Raw genomic sequence first — 24025 nt, 5'->3', positions numbered from 1 at the left:
CCCTTTTTGCTGGCTGGTCGCCATCAATGGCGACTCTACGAGGTATTTATTCGCTAATAACATTGTTATTCAGCGCCAGCGACACGGCGAGCGTCTGTGCCAGGCACAGCGACGCCACCTGCGAACGGAAGCCATCCACCTGCGCTTCACGTACCACAAAGCACACATCGCTGAAGGCGGCCAGCGGGCTCACCTGGCTATCGGTGATGGCGATCAGATGCGCGCCACGCTTAGCACCCAATTCAACCAACTCCACCGCTTCACGTGCGTAAGGCGAATAGCTGATGGCAATCACCACGTCTTTGGGATTTACCATACTGAGCTGCTCGGTGAACATGCCGCCAAGGCCGTCAATCAGGAATGCCCGGCGCTCCAGATGGCGCAGCGCATAGACCAGATAGGAGGCCACGCTGAACGAACGGCGTAGGCCGATAATGTAGATGTTCTCGGCTTCATCGAGCATTTTCACCGCACGGTTGAGCTGGTCCGGATTCACCTGCATCGCCAGCTGTTGCAGCGCCTGGCTGTTCACCATGGTGAAGACGTTGAGGATCTCGGCCGGGCTCTCGGGTGAGGTGGCGCTGTCGTCGGTGGCGGTTTGACGGAACAGACGTGCGCGCTCGGTGTAGTTAACCGTCTCTTCCATCAGGTGCTGACGGAAAACCTGTTTCATTTCGTTGAAGCCGCTAAAGCCAAAGGCGTTGGCAAAGCGGATCAGCGTTGAAGGCGGCACATCGGCATGTTGCGCGATGGAGGCAACGGTATCGAACGCAATGCTGTTGCTGTTATCAAGAATATAACGAGCCACCTGCTTCAGGCGTTTACTCAGCGTCTCATAGCGACGACGGATATCGTCCTGTAACAGGGTAAGTTGTGTTGGATTATTGGTCATTACTTCGGCCCGCTAAAAAAGAAAATATGGCTGGATAATGAGCGCTATAGTACCAGATGGATGGAAAATTTCATTCGTTTGACAACTTCGTGACGGTTATTTCATCGGTTTATGAAATGCCTCACAGAATGTGCATGCTTTTCCCTCACCCTAACCCTCTCCCGCTAGCGGGCGAGGGAACCGATCGAGTGAACGTTTTATCTATCACTCACATGTGGCAGCGTCGCCCTCTCCCGTGGGAGAGGGTCGGGGTGAGGGCATCAGGTCGCAGAGGACAGTTCCTTCTCCCGCTTGCGGGAGAAGGTTAGGATGAGGGCCAGCGCGCACAGTGCCAAAAAAAAAGCGGCCATCTGCCGCTTCTCTCAGGCTCATTCAACAACTCAACCGCGCACCGCACGCCAGTAGCCGATCAGGCGCAGATAATTACCTTTCACGGTTTCGATTAACGCCTTGTCGTCCAGTTCGCCCTGCAGCCACTGACGTGACGGCTGGCCGAAGATGGTGCGGCCAACGGCAAAACCTTTCACCCACGGCGCTTGTGCTGCTGCCGCGAAACCGGCTTTCAGCGTCTCTTCTGGCGCATCCAGACCCAATAGCAGAATGCCGCGGCAGTGCGGATCGTTCTGTTCGATCAATCCGCTAATGGCCTGCCAGCTCTCCGCTGACAGCGGCGGCAGTTTCCACCAGTCTGGCTGAATACCGAGGCTGTAGAAATGGCTCAGCATCTCGTAATAGTAGGATTCATTACGGTCCGGATTGCTCTCCGGCAGAATCAGCTCCAGCAGCAGTTCATGTCCACTTTTGTTACAGCCATTCCACACATCAAGAACCAGATCATCCTGCTCTTTACGCAGTTCAGCGCTGTCGTGCGGATGGTAAAACACCAGGCATTTCACCACGTGCTCGGCAGGCCAGTCGACCAGCTGCGAGCCAATGTTGCCGTGCTCAAGGCGCAGTGGGCGTGAGCTGGGCAGCTCAATCGGACGACCAATCCACCAGTTTTTACCGGTAATCGCGTTGAGGGCTTTTTGGCCGTAAGTGGTATCCGCGAGGATGCCGCTCTTCTCATTCAAACCGGCTTCATTCGCCGCTTCTTCTGCCGCGCGCAGCAGCAGCAATTTCAGTTGCGGAATGCGCTCTTCGCTAACGCCCGCTTCGCGCGCCATATCGGCCAGCTGCTTACGGTGGTCGAAGGCAAACACATTCAGCTCTGGCCACTGCTGTTTACGCGTGGTGACGCGATGCAGATGGTTCAGACGCGCATCCAGATCCGGGCGTTGCACCTCTTTATCGCGATTGAGGAAATCATCCAGCTCTTCTTTGGTTGGCATCGCCGGTGCACAGCCGTGGCGGGAAACCACCAGTGCGCCACAGGCGTTCGCGTAACGGCACGCCTGCTCCCAGCTTTCGTCATTCAGCCAGCCGCGCAGCAGGCCAGACATAAAGGCGTCGCCCGCGCCCAATACGTTCAGGACTTCAACGCGCACGCCGCTCTGCAATTTGGTCTGTTCCCAGCTATCCGGGATATCACCTTCAAATACCACGCAACCCATCGGACCGCGTTTGCACACCAGCGTGGCCTGGCCCGCTTTACGCACATTTTTCAGCGCAGTTAGCGTATCGGTGCTGCCGCCGGCGATATGGAACTCTTCTTCCGTCCCGACCACCAAATCGAAATAGTGCAGCACTTCCTGCAGCTGTTGCGTCACTTCGCCCGATTCAATGAAACGCGTTTCGCCGTCGCCGAGTGAAGTCAGACCCCACAGCACCGGGCGATAATCGATATCCAGCGCGGTGCGTAGCCCGTTACGTTTGGCGATATCCAGCGCTTTCAACACTGCCGCGCGGGTTTGCGGATGCGAAAGATGCGTGCCGGTGACCGCCACCGCCCGTGAAGAGGTAATGAACGCTTCGTTGATATCTTCCGGCACCAGGCCCATATCCGCGCAGTTGTCGCGGTAGAAAATCAGCGGGAAAGTCTCTTCATCTTTGATACCGAGGATCACCAGGCCGGTGAGGCGATGTTTATCGGTGATCAACCCTTCGGTATTGCAGCCTGCACGTTGCAGTTCTTCACGCAAAAAGCGGCCATTATGTTCGTCACCAACGCGTGCCAGCATGGCAGATTTCAGGCCCTGAATGGCTGTGCCGTAAGCCACGTTACCGGAAGAACCGCCCAGATACTTATTGAAGCTGGTCATATCTTCCAGACGTGATCCAATTTGCTGACCATAAAGGTCGACGGCGATGCGTCCGATACAAATCACATCAAGCCGCTTCTGTTGTGTACTCATACCTGTTGTTTCCTTCTGTGATAAGCAGACACTGCGGGCGCTGCCGCCCAACATCGAGCGCTTTGCTTCCGGGTTTTCATGGTGCCTGATTGGCTTTGGTCGCAGTATGAGGAATAAAAATTCCAATTTCAATATGAAATGAAACATCCATCACGATTTTGTGAGCCAGGTAAAACTCTGGCCAGGGCGCAATGTGGCATCGCATAAACCGGGCGTTTCAGTGATAGTCAGGCTTGTGAGCCAGGTCTCAGGAAAGTGGCGATGAATCAAGGAAGCTACTGAAGTGAAATGAAATTTCGTTATGACCGGCAAATGACCTTTTATTGTTCCACTTTCCCGCCTTTCGGCGCTCATGCAGCGCACGTTTCATCGCTGAATTTGATCTCCATCGCAAAATGAAATGTTTCTTCTGTAATCGTATTTAATGAAAAAAATATTTGTTTATAATCGCCTCACGTTTCACTTAATCCGCGGGCGCCGTGAACGGCAGTTTTTACCCGAACCGCGATGTACCTCACCGCAGGTACCAGCATGTAAAGGAAGAAGCATATGGGCACAATCAGACTCACCACAGCACAGGCGCTGGTAAAATTCCTTGATAATCAGTACCTGAACGTTGACGGCGTGGAAACCAAATTCGTGAAGGGCATTTTTGCCATTTTCGGTCACGGTAACGTGCTGGGATTGGGACAGGCGCTGGAGCAGGACAGCGGCGATCTGGTAGTGCATCAGGGCCGTAACGAGCAGGGCATGGCGCATGCTGCTATTGGTTTTGCCAAACAGTCGCTGCGTCGTCAGATCATTGCCTGTACCTCCTCTGTTGGACCTGGCGCGGCCAACATGATCACGGCCGCTGCGACCGCAACCGCTAACCGCATTCCTTTATTGCTACTGCCGGGCGATGTGTTCGCTACGCGCCAGCCGGATCCGGTATTGCAGCAGATCGAACAGAGTCACGATCTCAGCATCAGCACCAACGACGCGTTCCGTGCGGTGAGCAAATACTGGGACCGCGTTAGCCGCCCAGAGCAGCTGATGACCGCCTGCATTAATGCCCTGCGCGTACTGACCGATCCGGCAGAAACCGGTGCAGTAACCATCGCGTTGCCGCAGGATGTGCAGGCTGAAGCCTGGGACTTCCCGGAGTACTTTTTCCAGAAACGTGTGCATCGTCTGGATCGTCGCCTGCCAACCGCTGCGCAGTTAGACGATGCGCTGGCGCTGATTGCGCGTAAACACAAACCGTTGATCATTGTCGGCGGCGGTCTGAAATATTCCGACGCCGGTGATGCGCTGCTGAAGTTTGCCGAGCGCTTCAACATTCCGTTTGCTGAAACCCAGGCCGGTAAAGGCACCATCGTTTCCGACCACCCGCTGAACGTCGGCGGCGTGGGCGAAACCGGCTGTCTGGCGGCCAACCTGCTGGCGAAAGAGGCCGATCTGGTGATTGGCATTGGTACGCGCTACACCGATTTCACCACCGCGTCGAAATGGATTTTCCAGAACCCGGACGTCAGCTATCTGAACCTTAACGTCAGCAACTTCGATAGCTACAAGCTGGATGCGGTGCAGCTGCTGGCGGATGCGCGTGAAGGCCTGACGGCGCTGGAAAGCGGCTTGAAAGGTTTCGAAAATCAGTGGGGCGGCCAGATTGAGCTGTCGCAAAGCAAGCTGCTGAAAGAGACGCAGCGCGTGTACGCCGCGACCTATAACACCGACGACTTCATTCCAGAAATCGCCGACCACGCCGATCGTGAAGCGCTATTCGCCGAATTTGAGCGCCTGACACAATCGGTGCTGACGCAGAGCAGCGTGCTGGGCACCTTAAACGAGCAGCTCCCAAAGGATGCGGTGATTGTCGCGGCAGCGGGCAGCCTGCCGGGCGACCTGCAGCGCGTGTGGCGCACCAAAGATTACAACTCGTACCACGTTGAGTACGGCTACTCCTGTATGGGCTATGAAGTGAATGCCGCGCTGGGCGTGAAGCTGGCGCAGCCGCAGCGTGAAGTCTACGTCATGGTCGGCGACGGTTCGTTCATGATGCTGCACTCCGAGCTGGTTACCTCGATTCAGGAAGGGGCCAAAATCAACGTGGTGCTGCTGGATAACATGACTAACGGTTGTATCAACAACCTGCAGATGGAACACGGCATGGACAGTTTCACCACCGAGTTCCGCTTCCGTAATCCGGAAGGCGGCAAGCTGGATGGTGGCTTTGTGCCGGTGGACTTCGCAGCGATTGCGGGCGGCTACGGTTGCAAAACTTACCGCATTACCACGCTGGAGCAGCTGGAAGCCGCGCTGATTGACGCGCAGCAGCAGACCGTTTCGACGCTGTTCGATATCAAAGTGCTGCCAAAAACCATGGTGCACAAATACTTCAGCTGGTGGCACGTCGGTGTGGCGCAGACCTCAACTTCGACCCGCACGCAGGAAGTGGCTGACAACCTTAACGTGCATATCGAACAGGCGCGTAAGTACTAAATCCTCTTTTAGGCCGGGCTTCTCCGGCTTTGTTTAACCCTATTCCCAACATAATTCGAGATGCAGGAAGGCGGCAACGTACCTGCATCCTCAAGTATGAAGGGATATTTATCCGACTCTACAGGTGTAATTATGACGCTCAAACTCGGTGTAATTGGTACCGGTGCAATTGGTCAGGAACACATTCGCCGCTGCAATAACGTCTTGCAGGGTGCGAAAGTGGTGGCAGTTTCTGATATCAACGTGGAAGGGGCGCGTGCCGCGCTGCAACGCCTGAATATCGACGCCGAGGTGTATCAGGATGGCCATCAGGTGATCAACTCGCCAGAAGTCGATGCCGTGCTGGTGACATCCTGGGATCCGACCCACGAAGAGTTCACGCTGGCGGCCATCGCAGCGGGCAAACCGGTGTTCTGTGAAAAGCCGCTGGCACTGAGCGCCGAAGGCTGCCGTCGCATCGTCGATGCCGAGATCAAACACGGCAAACGTCTGGTGCAGGTGGGCTTTATGCGCCCGTATGATTCCGGCTATCGCGCGCTGAAAAAAGTGATTACCGACGGTGAAATCGGCGAACCGCTGATGCTGCACTGCGCGCACCGCAACCAGAGCGTCGGCGAGAATTACACCACCGATATGGCGATCACCAACACCCTGATTCACGAGCTGGACGTGCTGCGCTGGCTGACGGAAGACGATTATAAAACCGTGCAGGTGGTGTTCCCGCGTACCACGTCGAAGTCTCATGCCAAACTGAAAGATCCGCAAATCGTGCTGTTCGAAACGCAGAAAGGCATCCGTATTGATGTGGAGATTTTCGTTAACTGCGCGTACGGCTACGACATCCAGTGTGAAGTGGTGGGTGAAGAGGGCATCGCGAAACTGCCTGAACCTTCTGCTATTCAAACGCGCAAAAACGCGCGTCTCGGCGTTCCGCTGTTGACCGATTGGAAAGACCGTTTCATTGATGCCTACGACGTTGAGCTGCAGGCGTTCATTAATGACGTAAAAAGCGGCGAGTTGACCGGTCCTTCGGCCTGGGATGGCTTTGCTGCCTCCGTGGCCGCCGATGCCTGCCAGAAAGCGCAGAACAGCGGTGCGATTGAGCCGGTAACTATGCCGCCGCGTCCGGATTTCTACGCCAAATAACTGAGCTGTGCGCTAACTCCTCGGCGGCTCAGCGGCCGCCTCTGTGAATCAGGGAACTGAAGATGAACCAAGACAACGTAAAACTGGCGATTGCGCCAATCGGCTGGACCAACGATGACATGCCGGAGCTGGGCAGCGAAAACACCTTCCAGCAAACCGTCAGTGAGATGGCACTGGCCGGCTTTACCGGCAGTGAAGTGGGCAGCAAATACCCGCGCGACCCGGCGATTCTCAAGCCGATGCTGGATATCCGTGGTATTCAGATCTGCAACGCGTGGTTCAGCACCTTCTTCGCCAACGGCGACAAAGCGAAAACCATCGACGAATTCACCAATCACATGAACTTCCTGCATGCCATGGGCGCGCGCGTGATTGGCTGCTCTGAGCAGAGCAAAAGTATTCAGGGCACCACGCTGGCGGTGCTGGAGCAGAAGCCGATCTTCAGTGATGAAGAGTGGCGCTTGACGGCGGAAGGCTACAACGAGCTGGCCGAGATCGCCGCGAAAAAGGGCATGCGTTTAACGCTGCACCATCACATGGGCACCGGCATCCAGACGCCCGCCGAGATTGATCGCTTTATGGAATCGACCAATGACAATGTCGGCCTGCTGTATGACACCGGCCACATCTATTACTCCGAAGGGTCACAGCAGGCGATGCTGGACGTGCTGACTAAATATCTGCCGCGTATTTTCCACGTGCATCTGAAAGACGTGCGCGACAGCGTGGTAGCGGAAGTGCGCGAAAAATCGTTGTCGTTCCTGGATGGCGTGAAGAGGGGCACCTTCACCGTGCCTGGCGATGGCGTGATCGATTTCAAACCGGTGTTCAAAATTCTCGACGATTACGGCTATAAAGGCTGGATGGTGGTGGAAGCGGAGCAGGATCCGGCGCTGGCCAATCCGTTCGAATATGCGGTGAAAGCGCGTAAGTACATCCGTGAGAATGCGGGGCTGTAAGCTTAACGACGCAATAAAGTGCGCCGCTACAGTATGTGCACACATTCGTAGCGGCGCGATTCATCGCGCGTTTTTCCATAAAAAAGGCCGTTATCCAATTTGGAATAACGGCCTTTTATTTGGCTCGGATTACGAGGCTAACGACAGCGCCGGTTTCTGTGCGTTGACCGCCAGCCACTCACGAATGCGCGCCTGTTCAGCTTCGCTCAGCCACATACCTTGTTTGGTACGACGCCAAATCGCATCATCCAGCTCGCGCACCCATTCGTTTTTCACCAGGTAGCGCAGCTCGGCTTCGTAGAACTCGTGACCGAAGTTCTCACCCAAATCATCAATGCTCTTCGCGCCTTCCAGCAGCACTTCGGTAAGGCTGCCGTAGGTACGGGCAAAGTGGCGCGCCATACCTTCGCTGATAAACGGATAGCGACGACGCAGGCCCGCAGCGTAATCTTCACGCGTACCGGAGAAATCACCCCCCGGCAATACCGCGCTTTTGGTCCAGGCTGGGCCGATATTCGGGTAGTACTTGGTCAGTTTTTCCAGCGCGTGTTCCGCCAGCTTACGATAGGTGGTCAGCTTGCCGCCAAACACCGACAGCAGCGGTGCCTGGCCGTTGTCATCATGCACATCCAGCGTGTAATCGCGGGTGATGGCCTGCGGCGAATCCGATTCGTCATCGCACAGCGGGCGCACGCCCGAGTAAGTCCAAACGATGTCATCTTTGCTCAGCTGCTGTTTGAAGTGTCCGTTGAACACCTTCAGCAGGTAGCTGATTTCGTTGTCATCAATCTTCACGTCTTTCGGATCGCCTTTGTACTCCACGTCGGTGGTGCCGATGATGGAGAACTCATCCATCCACGGAATGACAAATACGATACGGTTATCTTCGTTCTGCAGGATATACGCCTGCTTTTCGCGATGGACGCGCGGCACCACGATGTGGCTGCCTTTGATCAGACGAATGCCGTACGGCGATTTCAGCTTCAGGCCGTCGTCGAAGAACTCTTTTACCCATGGACCAGCCGCGTTGACCAGACCTTTGGCGCGCCAGGTATAGGTTTTGCCGCTATCAATATCTTCGGCTTCCACCATCCACAAACCGGCTTCACGCCAGGCGCGGGTCACGCGAGTACGGGTGCGCACTTCGCCGCCCTGTTTTTCCACTTCCTGCGCGTTGAGCACGACCATGCGTGCATCATCAACCCAGCAGTCGGAATATTCGAAACCGCGCGTGATTTCCGGCTTGAGGGCCGAATCCGCGCCAAAACGCAGGCTTTTACTGCCCGGCAGCGTGGTACGTTTGCCGAGGCGATCGTACATAAACAGGCCCATGCGGATCATCCACGCCGGACGCAGGTGCGGGCGGTGCGGCAGACGGAAGCGCATCGGGAAAGCGATATGCGGTGCCATTTTCAGTAGCACTTCTCGCTCGGCTAAAGCTTCGCCAACCAGGCGGAATTCATAGTGTTCAAGGTAGCGCAGGCCACCGTGAATCAGCTTCGAGCTGTTGGAGGAGGTTGCACAGGCCAAATCCCGCGCCTCCAGCATCAGCACCGACAGTCCGCGTCCTGCAGCGTCCACTGCAATGCCGGCTCCGTTAATGCCGCCGCCGATCACGATCAGGTCTTTGGTTTCCACGTCATCTCCTCCGATGTTCGGAATAGTTCTAAAATGTTCGTTTTCGAGCGTAATAATAATCGGAAACCAACATCGACGCCAGCGGTTAACTGAATAAAAACATTTTTGCGTGATATAGCTAACATTCCGACAGGAAAAAAATCACATAACCACAGGACTTGTCAGGTTATCGCGACAGATTCTCAGGGTAAACTAGGCGCTAATTGTGACGAAGTAATGAGAGACACCATGGAAACCTTCGAATGTATTAATGTCCTGCAGGCGCAAGAGCATCTGGCACAAGGTGCGCAGCTGGTGGATATCCGCGATCCGCAAAGTTTCATGATGGGCCACGCCGCAGGCGCGCAGCATCTGACCAACGATAACCTGGCGGACTTCATCGCCAAGGCCAATCAGGATTTACCGGTACTGGTGATGTGCTATCACGGCAACAGCAGTAAAGGCGCGGCGCAGTTCCTGCTTGGACAGGGATTTAACGCGGCCTATAGCATTGACGGCGGCTTTGACGCCTGGCGCGCGGCATTCCCGGCGCAGGTTGCCACCGGCGACGCCTAAGCCCATCGCATAAGGAAGGAGAGCACCGCATGATGCGCATCACCCAGTTTAATAATCCGCGCATGGCGCAGGCGTTTGTCGACTACATGGCGACGCGCGGCGTGAAGTTACGTATTGAGCGCGAAAGCCACTTTGTCATTATGTTGGATGATGAAAGTAAGCTGGAGATGGTCGAAAACGAACTCGCGCAGTTCGTGCGCGATCCCAACCATCCGCGTTATCAGGCTGCCAGCTGGCATAGCGGTAATACCGCCAGCGGCCTGCGCTATGAGCGCACCCACATTTGGGCGAACATTCGCCAGCGCGCCGGTCCGCTCACCATGAGCATCATGATTGCCTGTATCGCGGTGTTTATCGCGATGCAGATCGTCGGCGATGACGTGGCGCTGGACTGGCTGGCGTGGCCGGCGGATGCGTCGCAATATTTCCAGGTGTGGCGCTGGTTCAGTCATGCGCTGCTGCACTTCTCGCTGCTGCATATCCTGTTTAACCTGATGTGGTGGTGGTACCTCGGCGGTGCGGTCGAGAAACGTCTCGGCACCGGCAAACTGTTTGTGATTATGTTGATCTCGGCGCTGCTCACCGGCTGGATGCAGGCGAAGTTTAGCGGCGTGCTGTTTGGTGGTTTGTCGGGCGTGGTGTACGCGCTGATGGGATATTGCTGGTTACGCGGTGAGCGCGATCCCGAAAGTGGCATTTATCTGGAGCGTGGCCTGATTGGCTTCGCGGTGGTGTGGTTGGTGATTGGTTTTTACGGCGCGTTTGGCCTGGCGATTGCCAACGCGGCGCACGTTACCGGCTTGCTGGTCGGTTTAGCGATGGCATTTGTTGATACGCGCAACATCGCGCGTCGTTAGCAGCGCGAATAAAACAGCGGCTTCGAGCCGAGGAGAGAGATGTGAAGCAGACGCAACGTCATGACGCCATTATCGATCTGGTCCGGCGTCAGGGATATGTCAGTACCGAAGAGCTGGTAGAGCACTTTGAGGTCAGCCCGCAAACCATTCGGCGCGATCTCAACGACCTGGCCGATCAGAATAAAATTATGCGCCATCACGGCGGGGCGGCGTTGCCGTCCAGTTCCGAGAACACCGCCTGGCAGGATCGTAAGATGATGTGGTCAGCGGAGAAAGCGCGCATCGCCGAGCGTGTGGCGAGCCAGATTCCGGATGGCGCCACGCTGTTTATCGATATCGGCACCACGCCGGAAGCGGTGGCGCACGCGCTGCTTAATCACAACAATCTGCGCGTGGTCACCAACAACCTCAACGTGGCGATTCTGTTGATGGCGAAACCGGATTTTCGCGTGATCATCGCCGGTGGTGAAGTACGCACGCGCGATGGCGGCATCATGGGCGAAGCGACGCTGGACTTCATCTCGCAGTTCCGGCTTGATTACGGCATTCTCGGTATCAGCGGCATCGATATGGACGGTTCGCTGCTGGAGTTTGACTATCACGAAGTGCGCACCAAACGCGCGATTATCGAAAACTCGCGCTGCGTGATGCTGGTGGTGGATCACTCGAAGTTCGGCCGTAATGCGATGGTTAACCTCGGCAATATGAGCCTGATTGATTACATGTATACCGATCAAAGCCCGCCGGCCAGCGTGCTGAAAGTGATTGAACAGCACGAAGTTCATCTGGAACTCTGTTAAGGCTGTAGCTACCGTCTTGAACGTCAAGCGGTAGCTACGTAGTTTTCGTTCCACGGCTCTCGTGTTTTAAGCACACCGAAGCAGAGATGGACCAGTTTGCGCATCACCGCTCCCAGCGCCACTTTGGCTGGCTTGCCCTTCGCCATCAGCCTTTCATACAGCGCTCTTACGGGGCGATTCCACCTTGCCGCTACTATCGCGGCCATATACAGCTTCGCTCTCACGTCGGCGGGACCGGTTTTCGACATCCGGGCCAGCCCTCTCACCGAACTGCCTGACGTCTTCTCGACCGGCACCACGCCCAGCCACGCCGCTACCTGACCCGCATTGCGGAACTGGCACGTACGCAGCACCGACAGCATGGTCGTTCCCACTACGCCGCCGATACCTTTTATCGACTCCAGCAGCTTAAGATCATCTTTCAGACCATCATTCTTATCCATGTGGTCGTCAATCAGCGCGTTTATTCGCTTCAGCTCCTTTTCATGCGATTTTTTTGTTCTTTCAAGCGAGTCGGTCACCTCGCCCGCCGTCTGGGTTGAGTTCGCCTTCTCGAGCCTGTTCGTCGCGCGCTGCACATCTTCAACGATGGCGTCACGCAGACGCAGCAGGTCTTTCAGCTTGCGGACTTCCGGTGGCGGCGGAACCCAGGCATCGGGCTGTTTCAGCTCGCCGTAACGGGCCAGCACCCCGGCGTCGACCGCGTCATTTTTGGTCCGGATACCCATTCCGCGGGCAAACTCCCTGACCCGTTGCGGATTGCCGATACAGACCGTCACGGGCGTGTTCCCGTGCAGCCCGTAAGCGACGTTTTCGTGATAGACGCTGGTCGCTTCCATCACCACCATCACCTGCTCTGGCGGGCACTTCTGCTTCTGGAGCCAGTCGCAGATGTCACGTTCTACGCCGACCTGATTTTTGATGGATTTCGTTTTCTTTTTGCCGTTGCCGGGGAACAGGCAGAGGTCGAGTTTGTTTTTGCTGACATCAATACCAAGACAGAACATCGGATATCTCCCTTTCACTTAAACCATCACGCCATCTAGCCTTGTACATACGAAGTCAGAGCTTCTGGTTACCGTTCAGAGTAGTTGCTGGCGTGAAAGGAGAAACGGAGGGCTTAAAGCTACGAAGCAAGATCGGGTCTTAAGCGGCGCAAAAAGCTGCCTCCGTTTCATGTTGCTGGTAGCTAACCAGCAACACATTCAAGATACAAGCGGCGCACTTTATTGCGCGATAAATCGCGCCGCTACAACCATCAGCCTCGATATTTTTCACCACACGCGCATTTCCCTGTCGCTTTTTTCTGCGCCCGCAGCTTTACTTATCCATTCACCTCTTGCGCTCGCCCCGGCTTTACCGTTAACGGACACGAAGGGATTGATATGTCGCAGCAAAAATTCAATAAAACACGTTTCGACGCCGCTCTCACCCGCCAATGGCAGCACCTTGGACTCACTTCCGCCCAGCAAATGACACCGCATCAATGGTGGCAAGCGCTGAGCAGCGTGCTGGCCGAAATGCTGGCGGCCCAGCCACCGGCACCGCCGAAGCAAGGGCAGCGCCACGTCAATTATCTGTCGATGGAGTTTTTGATTGGTCGCCTGACCGGCAATAACTTGCTTAACCTTGGCTGGTACAACGACGTGCAAGCCGCGCTGGCGGAACATCAGGTTGAGCTGAGCGAACTGCTGGAGGAGGAAGTGGATCCGGCACTCGGCAACGGCGGGTTGGGGCGCTTAGCCGCCTGCTATATGGATTCGATGGCAACCGTCGGTCAGGCTGCGATGGGCCACGGCCTCAACTATCAATATGGGCTGTTTCGTCAGACGTTTGCCGACGGGCAGCAGCAGGAAGCGCCGGACGACTGGCAGCGCGATCGCTATCCATGGTTCCGTCACAACGCGGCGCTGGATGTACAGGTCGGCATCGGCGGCAAGGTAAAAGAGAATCACGATGGCAGCCTTCAGTGGCGTCCCAACATCCTGCTGAAAGGAGAAGCCTGGGATTTACCGGTGGTGGGTTATCGCAATGGCATCACGCTGCCGCTGCGATTGTGGAAAGCCAGCAGCGCGCAGCCGTTCGATCTCACCGCGTTTAACAACGGCCAATTCCTGCAGGCCGAGCAGCAAGGCATCGAGGCCGACAAGCTGACTAAGGTGCTCTATCCCAATGATAATCATGCGGAAGGTAAGCGCCTGCGCCTGATGCAGCAATATTTCCAGTGCGCCTGCGCGGTGGGCGATATTCTGCGCCGTCATCATCTCGCCGGGCGCGCCATTCGCAGCTTGCCTGATTTCGAAGTGATTCAGCTCAATGACACGCATCCCACCATCGCCATTCCGGAAATGCTGCGCGTGCTGCTGGATGAACATCAGTTGAGTTGGGACGACGCGTGGCACATCACCAGCCGCACCTTTGCCTACACCAATCACACGCTGATGCCGGAAGCGCTGGAGCGCTGGGACGAACGGCTGGTGCGCGATTTGCTGCCACGCCACTGGCTGATCATCCGCGAAATTAATCGCCGGTTTAAAAAGCGGGTGAAACAGCAGTGGCCGGGCGATAAGGCGATGTGGCACAAGCTGGCAGTGGTGGCTGAAGGCCAGGTGCGGATGGCGAATCTGTGCGTGGTGAGCTGCTTCGCGGTGAACGGCGTGGCGGCGCTGCACTCCGAGCTGGTGGTGAAAGATCTGTTTCCGGAATATCACCAGCTGTGGCCGAACAAATTCCATAACGTCACCAACGGCATTACGCCGCGCCGGTGGTTAAAGCAGTGTAACCCGCTGCTGTCGACGCTGATTGATGACAGTTTGCAGGTGGAATGGGCTAACGATCTCGATGCGCTGGCATGGCTGGCGCCGTTCGCGCGCAAGAAAACGTTCCGCCAACAGTTTCGCGCCATCAAACAGCAAAATAAGCAGCGGCTGACGCTTTACGTTAAACGCTTGACCGGTATTGATATCAATCCGGATGCGCTGTTTGACGTGCAGATCAAGCGTCTGCACGAGTACAAACGTCAGCATTTGAGCTTGCTGCATATGCTGCACTGCTATCGTCAGCTGCGCGATAATCCGGATAATCCCGACTTCGTGCCGCGTGTATTTCTGTTTGGCGCCAAAGCCGCGCCCGGCTACTACCTTGCCAAAAACATCATCTATGCGATTAACAAAGTGGCGGAGGTGATTAACAACGATCCGCGGGTCGGCGATCGCCTGAAAGTGGTGTTTATTCCGGATTACCGCATTACCGCCGCCGAATTAATGATCCCGGCCGCCGATCTCTCTGAGCAGATCTCAACCGCCGGTTATGAAGCCTCCGGTACCGGCAACATGAAACTGGCGCTAAACGGTGCGCTGACCATTGGCACGCTGGACGGCGCCAACGTGGAGATTGCGCAAGCGGTGGGCGAGAAGAATATCTTTATCTTCGGCAATAGCGTGGACGAGGTTAAAGCGCTGAAGGCGGTCGGTTACAGCCCGAAAAAGCTGCGTAAGCACCATCCTTACCTCGATGGTTTGCTGAAGGAGCTGGAGAAGGGCAAGTTCAGCGAGGGAGATAAGCACGCGTTTGATCTGATGCTGCACAGCCTGACGAAGAGTGGCGATCCCTGGCTGGTGCTGGCCGATTTCGATGCCTACATCGCGGCCCAGCAGCAGGTGGAAGCGCTGTGGAAAAACCCGGAAGCCTGGACGCGCGCGGCAATCCTGAATACCGCGCACACTGGCCGTTTTAGCTCTGACCGATCGATTCGTGATTATCAGCAGTTGATTTGGCAGGCGGCGCGTTGATGTATTACATCCGTCAGCGCTGTGTAGCGGCGCAATTTATTGCGCAACGCCTGGAGGGGCGCGGTGCTGCCATCAAAACGCGCGATAAATCGCGCCGCTACGGTAAGTGCAAATTTCATGATCAGGAGAAAGGATGACGCTCAATAAGTTGGATCAGGCGGCACAGGATGCCGGCATCGCGCTGCGCTTTATCAATGCCCATGGCGAGCCGGAAACGATCAGCGATGCCACCAAACGCGCATTGCTGGCGGTGATGGAAACCCCAGTCGGCAAGGCTCCACCGCTACCGCCGGTGCAGGTGTTTGCCGCCCGCGCCAAACGCCAACTGACGCCGCAAGGCAGCGGCAGCTTTTCCTGGCAGTTGCACAGCGAACAGGGCAAAAGCTTCAGCGGCGAGGTGCAGGCCGGCGAATCGCTCACGCTGCCGCCGCGTCTGCCGCAGGGCTATCATCAGCTGACCCTGCGCAAAGGTCGCCAGCAGTGGCAAACGCGCATCATCATTGCCCCGCGCCGCTGCTATCTGCCAGCGCCGCTGGAACAGGGCGAAAAACGCTGGGGTGCATTAGTGCAGCTCTACACGCTGCGTTCAGAAAGTAACTGGGGCATTGGCGATTTCGGTGATTTGAGGCTGATGCTGGAACAGATTGCTAAACATGGCGGCGATTTTGTTGGCCTTAATCCGCTGCATGCGCTCTATCCGGCGCTGCCAGAACATGCCAGCCCTTATAGCCCCACGTCGCGTCGCTGGCTCAATGTGCTGTATCTCGACATCAATCAGGTGGCGGATTTCCAGCACAGTCAGGACGGCCAGCGCTGGTGGAAAAGCGCTAAAACGCGCAAGGCTCTGCAGCAAGTGCGCGCCAGCGAGTTTGTCGATTACAGCGCGGTGGCTGAACTGAAATTAGCCGCGCTGCGTTTTGCCTGGCAAAACTATCAGCCACGCGCGGCAGCCGACGTCGAATTCCAGCAATTTATCGCCGACGGTGCCGAGCATCTGCGTTATCAGGCCGCCTTTGACGGCATTCTCGCCGAGCGCAGCCAGCAACATCCCGATGAGTGGGGTTGGGCAAACTGGCCGGAAGGCTGGCGTAACGCCTTGTTGCCGGAAGTGCAGCAATGGTGTGCTGCACACGAAGAGGAGATTCAGTTCTGGAGCTGGTTGCAGTATCTGGCGCAGCAGCAGTTTGCGGCCTGCTGGCAATACAGTCAGCAGCTGGGCATGGCGGTAGGGTTATACCGCGATTTGGCGGTCGGCGTGGCGCAGGGCAGTGCCGAAACCTGGCAAGATCCGGAACTCTATAAGCTTGGCGCATCAGTCGGCGCACCGCCGGATCGTCTCGGTCCGCAGGGACAAAACTGGGCGTTACCGCCGCTCGATCCGCATGTGATGCGTGCGCGCGGTTATCAGCCGTTTATCGATCTGCTGCGCGCCAACATGCGCGACTGCGGCGCACTGCGCATCGATCACGTGATGGCGCTGCTGCGTTTATGGTGGATTCCCTACGGCGAAAGTGCCGATAAAGGGGCTTACGTGGCGTATCCGGTGAATGATCTGCTGGCGATCCTCGCGCTGGAGAGTCAGCGCCATCGCTGCATGGTGATCGGCGAAGATCTCGGTACGGTACCGCAAGAGATCGTCAGCCTGCTGCGCAACAGCGGCATTTTCTCGTGGAAAGTGCTGTTCTTCGAGCAGCATGACGACGGCAGCTATCGCCAGCCGCACGCGTATCCGCGCCAGTCGATTGCCAGTGCCAGCACGCATGATTTACCGACGTTGAGCGGATTCTGGCATGCGGATGATTTAACGCTGGGTGACAAGCTGGGCATCTATGCTCGCGACGGCGTGCTGCAATCTCTCCAGCAACAGCGGGTGAAACAAAAACAAGCGCTGCTGGATGCACTGCATCAGGCCGGTGCGCTGCCTGCACGTAGCGGCAAACGAGCTGATGGCATGGCTTTATCTCCTGCGCTGACGTTGGCGTTTCACCGTTATTTGGCGCGCACCCATAGCGCACTACTTGGGCTACAGCCGGAAGATTGGCTCGGTATCTCTTCGCCGGTCAATGTACCGGGCACGGTCAATGAATATCCTAACTGGCGTCGCAAGTTGAATGTCACGCTGGAAACGATGTTCACGCCTGAGGTGCAGAAGGTATTAAAAGCAGTAAATGAAGGGCGGAAAGCGTAGTTAAAACGCGCGGCAGCATCGGGTTGCTGCCGCGTGCTGAATCAGTAGTACGAGTGCTCACCGCGCTGGTGCTCGGTTAAATCACGCACGCCTTTCAGCTCAGGGAAGGCTGCCAGCAGCTCTTTCTCGATACCATCTTTCAGGGTGACGTCGATCATCGAACAACCGTTACAGCCGCCGCCAAATTGCAGAATGGCGATGCCGTCATCGGTGATTTCCATCAGCGATACGCGACCGCCGTGGCCAGCCAGCTGCGGGTTAATCTGCGCTTGCAGCAGATATTCCACGCGCTCAACCATTGGCGCATCGTCAGAGACCTTACGCATTTTGGCGTTTGGCGCTTTCAGCGTCAGCTGCGAACCGAGGTTGTCGGTTACAAAGTCGATTTCCGCGTCATCAAGGTACGGTGCGCTCAGCTCATCAACAAAGGCTGACAGTTTTTCGAACTTAAATTCGGTATCGGAAGCTTCTACTGCATCAGGTGGGCAGTAAGAAACACCGCATTCTGCGGTTGGCGTACCCGGATTAATGACGAATACGCGAATCTGAGTGCCATCTTCTTGTTTGGACAGCAATTTTGAGAAGTGCTCTTGCGCAGCATCAGTAATAACGATCATGGCGATTGCTCAATAGTTGACTAAATTACTTGGTTATAATACGCCCAACACCGACGCTCTACAAGGTACGGCACAGGCAACCAATGTGTACGCTGGCCGCGCCTTGCGCCAGCAGGATGCGGCTAATTTCCGCCACGGTACTTCCGGTAGTCACAACATCGTCGATAAGCAGGATATGGCGCCCGCGCACCGGTATTTCAAGGCGAAAGGCACCGCGCAGGTTCTTTTTACGTGCGCTAGCGCTTAATGAATGCTGCACCGCGCCGTGCCGCACGCGTTTTACCCCTTCGCGATATTCGCAGCCCAGCCAGCGTGCCAGCGGTTTTGCCAGCAGCGCCGCCTGATTATAGCCGCGTTGCCAGGCGCGCCGACGATGCAGCGGCACGCTCAGCACCAAATCTACACGCGGCAGCCGGTAATCACGACGCATTGTTAATAATTTTAACAAAATCAGCCGCGCCAGCATCACCCTGAGTGCGGTAATGCGAGAAAACTTCAGCTGCTGCACCCAATCACTCAGCGGCGGCAGATAATCACTGACGCAGGTTAGACTTTGCCACGGCGGCGGATGGCGGATGCAGCGCCCGCAGGGTTGGGCGCCACTGGCCGGTAAACCGCAGCATGGGCATAGCGCCGGCAGCCGTGGAATTTGTTGCACGCAGCGACTGCACAAACCGTGGCCGGCAATCTGCAGCGGCAGGCAGCATAGCCAACACAGTGCCGGGATTGGTAGCATAGCGACCTCCTTTTCACTTTTCGGGAGTGTAACCGATGAGTTCGCTTTACTGGCACACCACAGGCACGGGCGATTGCGATCTTGTGCTGCTGCACGGCTGGGGTTTGAACGCCGAAGTGTGGCAAAACATTGTTCCTCGACTCAGCTCGCATTTTCGCCTGCACCTGGTGGATCTGCCGGGCTTTGGTCGCAGCCAGGGTTTTGGCCCGCTGACCTTAGCGGAAATGGCGCAGCAACTGTTACCGCAGTTACCGCCGCGCGCGGTGCTGCTCGGCTGGTCGCTGGGCGGATTAGTCGCCAGCCAATTGGCCTTAACCCAGCCCGATCGTGTTACAGCACTGATCTCCGTGGCATCATCGCCGTGCTTTACCGCACGTGATGCGTGGCCGGGCATCAAGCCTGAGACGCTACAGAGTTTCCAGCAACAGCTGAGCACAGATTTCCAACGCACTGTGGAGCGTTTTCTGGCGCTGCAAACCATGGGCACCGAGCATGCGCGACAAGATGCACGTCAGCTGAAAGAGGTGGTGTTGTCGCAGCCGATGCCATCGGTCGAGGTATTAGAAGGCGGACTGGAGATTCTGCGTCAGGACGATCTGCGGGCTTCGCTCGACGACCTCACTCTGCCGTTTCTGCGCATTTATGGTTATCTTGATGGGCTGGTGCCGCGTGGTATCGCACAGGAGCTGGATACGCGCTGGCCATCTTCTTCATCGGTGGTGATGGAGAAAGCGGCGCATGCGCCATTTATTTCCCATCCGGATGCTTTCTGTCAGCAGGTGCTGAATTTTGTCCGCGCAGCCACATAAACTGCCACGCAGCTAGCGTTATTGGCTGGCTGCCATCCAGCTTCTCCCCGCTAATGAGATCCTGCACCTGGCGCGCCAGCGGCAGCTGTGTGGTTACATCATGGTTGCTGAGATTAAACACGCACACTAAGCCTTCGCTATCCGGTTTATGGCGACGCAATACCAGCAAGGTATTCTCGCTCTCCAGCAGCGTCATCGGATTGTCCGGATGAAACGCGGACTGGCGCGTGCGCAGCTGAATCAGCGCGCTGAGACGTTCATACACCTGCTGTCGCAGCGGATTGCCGCCGCTAATCCACGCCTCCATCTCGCGCAGGCTGTACTTCTCACGGTTGATGGCGCGGTTGTGGCCAGCGGCACGCACGCCTTCGTTATCGTTGCGTGAGCCGAGAATGCTTTGAATGTAGATGGCGGGCACGCCGGGAAACGACAGCAGAATTGCATGTGCCAGCAGGAAGCGACGCAAACGCGTGTCATCGTCGTCGTTCTGCTGATTCAGCGCATCGAAATAGGTGACGTTAATTTCGTAAGGGCTAGTGGTGCCGTCGGCATTGTTCTTGTAGGAGACCAGCGCGCCCTCCAGCGCTAAATCGCGTACCAGCGCCACAATCTCCACTTCCGACAAAATACCGCGCGCCGGATTCAGCCCAATGCCGTCGTGCGAGGCGAGAAAGTTAAAGAAGGTGGTGGTGCCGCCGCCTAAATCCAGCGTGCTGGCCCATTGACGCAGCGCACGCGCCGAACCGGAGTGTATGGCGTGCAGCACCAGCGGCGGCAGTGAAAACTGGTACACCATCTGCGCTTCATCTTTGCCGTTGCCGAAATAGCTGATGTTGTCTTTGTGCGGCACATTGGTTTCGGTGACGATCACCGTGCCGGGCGCCGCTTCATTGGCGATGGCGCGAAACAGTTTCACCAGCTGATGCGTTTTCGGCAGATGAATGCAATGGGTGCTAGGCGTTTTCCACATGTAGCCCACGGCGTCGAGCCGCACATAATCCGCGCCTTTGATCAGGTAATCCAGCAGCACGTCGACCATGCGAATCAACACTTCCGGGTTGGCGAAGTTGAGGTCGATTTGGTCGGCGCTGAAGGTGGTCCAGATGTAGCGTGTCTCGCCGTTGGCCATCTCAAACGGTGTTAATAAGGGTGAAGTGCGTGGGCGCGTGACCGCGCTGAGATCGGTGGCGGGCGGCATGCTGATAAAGAAATCATCCCAGCCGGGATCCTGCGCCAAAAAATGGCGAAACCACGCGCTGTGCGCCGACATATGATTGCAGACAAAATCGAACATCAGGCGGGTTTCAGTATGTAGCGCGCTGATATGTTGCCACTCGCCGCAGATCGGATTGACCTGGTGATAGTCGATAACCGAGAAGCCATCATCGGATGAATAAGGAAAGAACGGCAGCAGATGCACCAGGCTGAAAGTGGATTGCAGATGTTGCTGATAAAAGCGTGAAAAGCTGGCGAGGGTGGGTTGTTCCGGTTCGCGAAACTGATCGGCGTAGCTGATCAGCACCACATCTTTCTCATCCCAGTGCGCCTTGCGCGGCAGTTTAACCGTATCGCGCGCGGCTCGAATGTGCGAAAGCAGGCGTTCACGCGCTGCGGCAGGAAAGCTGCCGTGATAAATCTCATCGATTAAGGCGTTGATAATATCCATTGGATCGCTGGGCCACGCGGAAGCGTCATTTTTTCACACAGAATTTTTAGCGTAGTTGGGCGAGGAGATTTATCAAGGCTTATACGCGCGGAGATAGCGTTATCTCCGCGCGTTTTTAGGGCAGGATCTTAACGTTTTTTACCGAAGGCTGCGGCAAGCGCATCGCCCATCGCGCTGTTGCCGGCGGAAGCGCTGGCCGGTTTGCCACGGCCTTTGTTATTGGCCGCCGGACGCGCTGCTTCTTTGCCCGCGCTGCGGTTGTTCCCGCGCGCATTGCTTTCACCTGGCTGCTCATCCAGACGCATGGTGAGCGCAATACGTTTACGCTGCATATCCACTTCCATCACCTTCACTTTGACGATATCGCCGGCTTTCACCACCTGATGGGGATCCTCGACGAACTTGTCGGAAAGGGAAGAGATGTGCACTAAACCGTCCTGATGCACGCCGATATCAACGAACGCGCCGAAGTTGGTGACGTTGGTCACCGCGCCTTCCAGCACCATGCCCGGCAACAGATCGTTGAGCGTTTCCACACCTTCAGCAAACTGCGCGGTTTTAAACTCAGGGCGCGGATCGCGACCCGGTTTTTCCAGCTCTTTGATGATGTCCGTCACCGTTGGCAAGCCGAAGCGCTCATCGGTGAATTCACGTGCGTTGAGATCGCGCAGGCTGCCCGGATTGCCCATCAACTCATTCAGCGCCTGCTCGGTGGCGGCCAGAATGCGCTCGACCAGCGGGTAAGCTTCCGGGTGCACGGTTGAGGCATCCAGCGGGTTATCGCCGTGGTTAATACGCAGGAAGCCGGCGCACTGCTCAAAGGCTTTCGGTCCCAGACGACTGACTTTCAGTAGCTGCTGACGATTCTGGAAACGTCCATTCTCATCGCGCCAGCTGACAATATTCTGCGCCATCATGCGGGTTAAACCGGCTACACGGGTTAACAGCGCTACCGATGCGGTGTTGAGATCAACACCCACGGCGTTTACGCAGTCTTCTACCACCGCATCCAGTTTCTTCGCCAGCTGGCTTTGGCTGACATCATGCTGATATTGGCCCACGCCGATAGATTTCGGATCGATTTTCACCAGTTCGGCAAGCGGATCCTGCAGGCGGCGCGCGATGGAAACTGCACCACGAATCGAGACGTCGAGATCCGGGAACTCCAGCGCCGCCAATTCCGACGCAGAGTAAACCGATGCGCCCGCTTCACTCACAATCACTTTCTGCGCGTTAACGTGGGGGAACTGCTTCTGCACGTCGAGGAAAAAGCGTTCGGTCTCGCGCGAAGCGGTGCCGTTACCAATCGCCACCAGTTCAACCTGATGTTTGGTGCACAGTGCCGCGACGGCCGCGGCCGCTTTCGCTGCCTGACCGGTGTGCGGATAAATTGTGTCGGTGGCGACCAGTTTGCCGGTGGCATCCACCACCGCGACTTTTACACCGGTACGCAAACCGGGATCGAGACCCATAGTGGCGCGCATTCCCGCCGGTGCGGCCATCAGCAAATCGTGCAGGTTGCGGGCAAACACGTTGATGGCTTCATCTTCGGCGCGTTCACGAATGGTGCCCATCAATTCGGTTTCGAGGTGCAGCAGCACTTTGATGCGCCAGGTCCAGCTCACCACCGCCTTGCGCCAGCTGTCCGCCGGGGCGTTATTCAGGCGCAGATTGAGGTGTTCGGCGATCAGCGTTTCGCCATAGCTTTCACGCGGGGCTTCTTCAAACTGGGGATCGGCATTCAGCGACAGCTGCAGCACGCCTTCGTTACGGCCGCGGAACATCGCCAGCGCGCGGTGCGATGGCACGCCGCTCAGCGCTTCGTGATGATCGAAGTAGTCGCGGAATTTCGCGCCTTCTTCCTCTTTGCCTTCCACCACGCGAGAAACCACATGTGCGTTCTTCCACAGATACTCACGCACTTTCGCCAGCAGCGAGGCGTCTTCTGCAAAGCGCTCCATCAGAATGTAGCGTGCGCCATCCAGCGCGGCGCGTACGTCGGCAACGCCTTTGTCGGCGTCAACGTAGCCCGCGGCCAGCTGCTCGGGATCCTGCGACGCATCCTGCCACAGCGTCTCGGCCAGCGGCTCAAGACCGGCTTCAATCGCGATCTGTCCGCGCGTACGACGCTTCTGTTTATACGGCAGGTAAAGGTCTTCCAGCTCGGTTTTGTTCAGCGTGCTGTTGATGGCGGTAGCGAGTTCAGGGGTAAGTTTGCCCTGTTCGTCGATAGATTTAAGAATCGACTGGCGACGATCATCCAGCTCGCGCAGGTAACCTAAACGGCTCTCCAGTAAACGCAGCTGGGTGTCGTCCAGGCCTCCGGTCACTTCCTTACGATAACGTGCGATAAACGGCACGGTGTTCCCTTCATCAAGTAAGCGCACGGCGGCATCAACCTGGTCGGCGCGTGCCTTTAGCTCACTTGCGATAATCTGGCTCAGCGAATCTTTCATCATCATTAACAATGCTTACACAGGGTTAGAAATAGGGGACAGTTATACGGGCTGAGGGCGAAAATTGCCAGCCGGGGGCCAGTGAATCCGTCTTTTTCTGAATGCAGCGCGCGCTTTAAAGTCTGCTTCTTGCTGAT

At 56.5% G+C, this 24025-nt stretch carries 17 protein-coding genes; 9 read left to right on the top strand and 8 right to left on the bottom strand.

Translation table 11 applies throughout. The features are described from left to right. Positions 1 to 46: 46 nt before the first annotated feature. Positions 47 to 892 (bottom strand): MurR/RpiR family transcriptional regulator, encoded by an 846-nt coding sequence (locus tag WH298_RS08245; RefSeq protein WP_007892332.1) that lies wholly within the window; start codon positions 890 to 892, stop codon positions 47 to 49. Between the two features lie 380 nt (positions 893 to 1272). Next, entirely contained in the window at positions 1273 to 3186 is a 1914-nt protein-coding gene (locus tag WH298_RS08240) for a bifunctional 5-dehydro-2-deoxygluconokinase/5-dehydro-2-deoxyphosphogluconate aldolase (RefSeq protein ID WP_180822626.1), read from the bottom strand. A 549-nt stretch (positions 3187 to 3735) separates the two neighbouring features. On the opposite strand from WH298_RS08240, the gene iolD reads away from it, so the two are divergent. From iolD to iolE, 3 genes are all read left to right on the top strand, one after another. Continuing rightward, positions 3736 to 5670, top strand: coding sequence for a 3D-(3,5/4)-trihydroxycyclohexane-1,2-dione acylhydrolase (decyclizing) (iolD, locus tag WH298_RS08235; protein WP_049851925.1), 1935 nt, complete (start codon positions 3736 to 3738; stop codon positions 5668 to 5670). Positions 5671 to 5802: 132 nt separating this feature from the next. Further along, positions 5803 to 6816, top strand: coding sequence for a bifunctional inositol 2-dehydrogenase/D-chiro-inositol 1-dehydrogenase (gene iolG / locus WH298_RS08230; protein ID WP_007892325.1), 1014 nt, complete (start codon positions 5803 to 5805; stop codon positions 6814 to 6816). A gap of 62 nt (positions 6817 to 6878) precedes the next feature. Further along, positions 6879 to 7775 carry a myo-inosose-2 dehydratase gene (iolE, locus tag WH298_RS08225; protein ID WP_180822625.1) on the top strand — a complete coding sequence of 299 codons (897 nt, stop codon included), beginning with the start codon at positions 6879 to 6881 and terminating at the stop codon, positions 7773 to 7775. 129 nt (positions 7776 to 7904) lie between these two features. On the opposite strand, the gene glpD is transcribed toward iolE, so the two are convergent. After that, entirely contained in the window at positions 7905 to 9413 is a 1509-nt protein-coding gene (gene glpD, locus WH298_RS08220) for a glycerol-3-phosphate dehydrogenase (RefSeq protein ID WP_180822624.1), read from the bottom strand. 228 nt (positions 9414 to 9641) lie between these two features. Here glpD and glpE point away from each other — a divergent pair, with 228 nt between their 5' ends. From glpE to WH298_RS08205, 3 genes are read left to right on the top strand one after another with little or no spacing between them, the layout of a single operon-like run. Beyond that, complete coding sequence (gene glpE, locus WH298_RS08215; RefSeq protein WP_007892321.1) at positions 9642 to 9968, top strand: thiosulfate sulfurtransferase GlpE; 327 nt, start codon at positions 9642 to 9644, stop codon at positions 9966 to 9968. A 32-nt stretch (positions 9969 to 10000) separates the two neighbouring features. Then, the gene (gene glpG / locus WH298_RS08210) at positions 10001 to 10825 is read left to right on the top strand and encodes a rhomboid family intramembrane serine protease GlpG (protein WP_180823707.1); all 825 of its coding nucleotides are present in this window, start codon (positions 10001 to 10003) and stop codon (positions 10823 to 10825) included. Between the two features lie 41 nt (positions 10826 to 10866). Further along, a complete protein-coding gene (locus WH298_RS08205) occupies positions 10867 to 11625 on the top strand; it encodes a DeoR/GlpR family transcriptional regulator (protein WP_007892319.1) in 759 nt (252 codons plus the stop codon). 23 nt (positions 11626 to 11648) lie between these two features. On the opposite strand, the gene WH298_RS08200 is transcribed toward WH298_RS08205, so the two are convergent. After that, complete coding sequence (locus WH298_RS08200) at positions 11649 to 12632, bottom strand: IS110 family RNA-guided transposase (protein ID WP_180822623.1); 984 nt, start codon at positions 12630 to 12632, stop codon at positions 11649 to 11651. A 378-nt stretch (positions 12633 to 13010) separates the two neighbouring features. Here WH298_RS08200 and malP point away from each other — a divergent pair, with 378 nt between their 5' ends. After that, the gene (gene malP, locus WH298_RS08195; protein ID WP_180822622.1) at positions 13011 to 15416 is read left to right on the top strand and encodes a maltodextrin phosphorylase; all 2406 of its coding nucleotides are present in this window, start codon (positions 13011 to 13013) and stop codon (positions 15414 to 15416) included. A 133-nt stretch (positions 15417 to 15549) separates the two neighbouring features. Beyond that, positions 15550 to 17604: a 4-alpha-glucanotransferase gene (malQ, locus tag WH298_RS08190; RefSeq protein ID WP_180822621.1), complete on the top strand. Its 2055-nt coding sequence runs from the start codon at positions 15550 to 15552 to the stop codon at positions 17602 to 17604. Positions 17605 to 17645: 41 nt separating this feature from the next. Here the strand turns inward: malQ and nfuA are convergent, their stop codons facing one another. After that, entirely contained in the window at positions 17646 to 18221 is a 576-nt protein-coding gene (gene nfuA / locus WH298_RS08185; RefSeq protein WP_007892316.1) for a Fe-S biogenesis protein NfuA, read from the bottom strand. Between the two features lie 58 nt (positions 18222 to 18279). Further along, entirely contained in the window at positions 18280 to 18957 is a 678-nt protein-coding gene (gene gntX / locus WH298_RS08180) for a DNA utilization protein GntX (protein WP_180822620.1), read from the bottom strand. A 35-nt stretch (positions 18958 to 18992) separates the two neighbouring features. Here gntX and bioH point away from each other — a divergent pair, with 35 nt between their 5' ends. After that, the gene (gene bioH, locus WH298_RS08175) at positions 18993 to 19766 is read left to right on the top strand and encodes a pimeloyl-ACP methyl ester esterase BioH (protein WP_180822619.1); all 774 of its coding nucleotides are present in this window, start codon (positions 18993 to 18995) and stop codon (positions 19764 to 19766) included. Here the strand turns inward: bioH and WH298_RS08170 are convergent. Continuing rightward, on the bottom strand, positions 19705 to 21432 hold the full coding sequence (locus WH298_RS08170; RefSeq protein ID WP_180822618.1) for an alpha-amylase family glycosyl hydrolase: 1728 nt from the start codon (positions 21430 to 21432) through the stop codon (positions 19705 to 19707). The genes bioH and WH298_RS08170 overlap by 62 nt on opposite strands. 128 nt (positions 21433 to 21560) lie before the next feature. Next, the gene (locus WH298_RS08165; RefSeq protein ID WP_422616038.1) at positions 21561 to 23888 is read right to left on the bottom strand and encodes a Tex family protein; all 2328 of its coding nucleotides are present in this window, start codon (positions 23886 to 23888) and stop codon (positions 21561 to 21563) included. Between the last annotated feature and the right edge of the window lie 137 nt (positions 23889 to 24025).

It is taken from the genome of Pantoea nemavictus, from assembly GCF_037479095.1.
Lineage (GTDB): Bacteria > Pseudomonadota > Gammaproteobacteria > Enterobacterales > Enterobacteriaceae > Pantoea > Pantoea nemavictus.
Note: the sequence above shows the minus strand (reverse complement) of the source record. Positions and strands in the feature narration are given on the sequence as shown.

What these genes read in the sequence shown, in the direction of transcription:
- WH298_RS08245 (WP_007892332.1), bottom strand. Translation starts at nt 892, where the DNA reads ATGACCAATAATCCAACACAACTTACCCTGTTACAGGACGATATCCGT.
- WH298_RS08240 (WP_180822626.1), bottom strand. Translation starts at nt 3,186, where the DNA reads ATGAGTACACAACAGAAGCGGCTTGATGTGATTTGTATCGGACGCATC.
- iolD (WP_049851925.1), top strand. Translation starts at nt 3,736, where the DNA reads ATGGGCACAATCAGACTCACCACAGCACAGGCGCTGGTAAAATTCCTT.
- iolG (WP_007892325.1), top strand. Translation starts at nt 5,803, where the DNA reads ATGACGCTCAAACTCGGTGTAATTGGTACCGGTGCAATTGGTCAGGAA.
- iolE (WP_180822625.1), top strand. Translation starts at nt 6,879, where the DNA reads ATGAACCAAGACAACGTAAAACTGGCGATTGCGCCAATCGGCTGGACC.
- glpE (WP_007892321.1), top strand. Translation starts at nt 9,642, where the DNA reads ATGGAAACCTTCGAATGTATTAATGTCCTGCAGGCGCAAGAGCATCTG.
- glpG (WP_180823707.1), top strand. Translation starts at nt 10,001, where the DNA reads ATGCGCATCACCCAGTTTAATAATCCGCGCATGGCGCAGGCGTTTGTC.
- WH298_RS08200 (WP_180822623.1), bottom strand. Translation starts at nt 12,632, where the DNA reads ATGTTCTGTCTTGGTATTGATGTCAGCAAAAACAAACTCGACCTCTGC.
- malP (WP_180822622.1), top strand. Translation starts at nt 13,011, where the DNA reads ATGTCGCAGCAAAAATTCAATAAAACACGTTTCGACGCCGCTCTCACC.
- malQ (WP_180822621.1), top strand. Translation starts at nt 15,550, where the DNA reads ATGACGCTCAATAAGTTGGATCAGGCGGCACAGGATGCCGGCATCGCG.
- nfuA (WP_007892316.1), bottom strand. Translation starts at nt 18,221, where the DNA reads ATGATCGTTATTACTGATGCTGCGCAAGAGCACTTCTCAAAATTGCTG.
- gntX (WP_180822620.1), bottom strand. Translation starts at nt 18,957, where the DNA reads ATGCTACCAATCCCGGCACTGTGTTGGCTATGCTGCCTGCCGCTGCAG.
- bioH (WP_180822619.1), top strand. Translation starts at nt 18,993, where the DNA reads ATGAGTTCGCTTTACTGGCACACCACAGGCACGGGCGATTGCGATCTT.
- WH298_RS08170 (WP_180822618.1), bottom strand. Translation starts at nt 21,432, where the DNA reads ATGGATATTATCAACGCCTTAATCGATGAGATTTATCACGGCAGCTTT.
- WH298_RS08165 (WP_422616038.1), bottom strand. Translation starts at nt 23,888, where the DNA reads ATGAAAGATTCGCTGAGCCAGATTATCGCAAGTGAGCTAAAGGCACGC.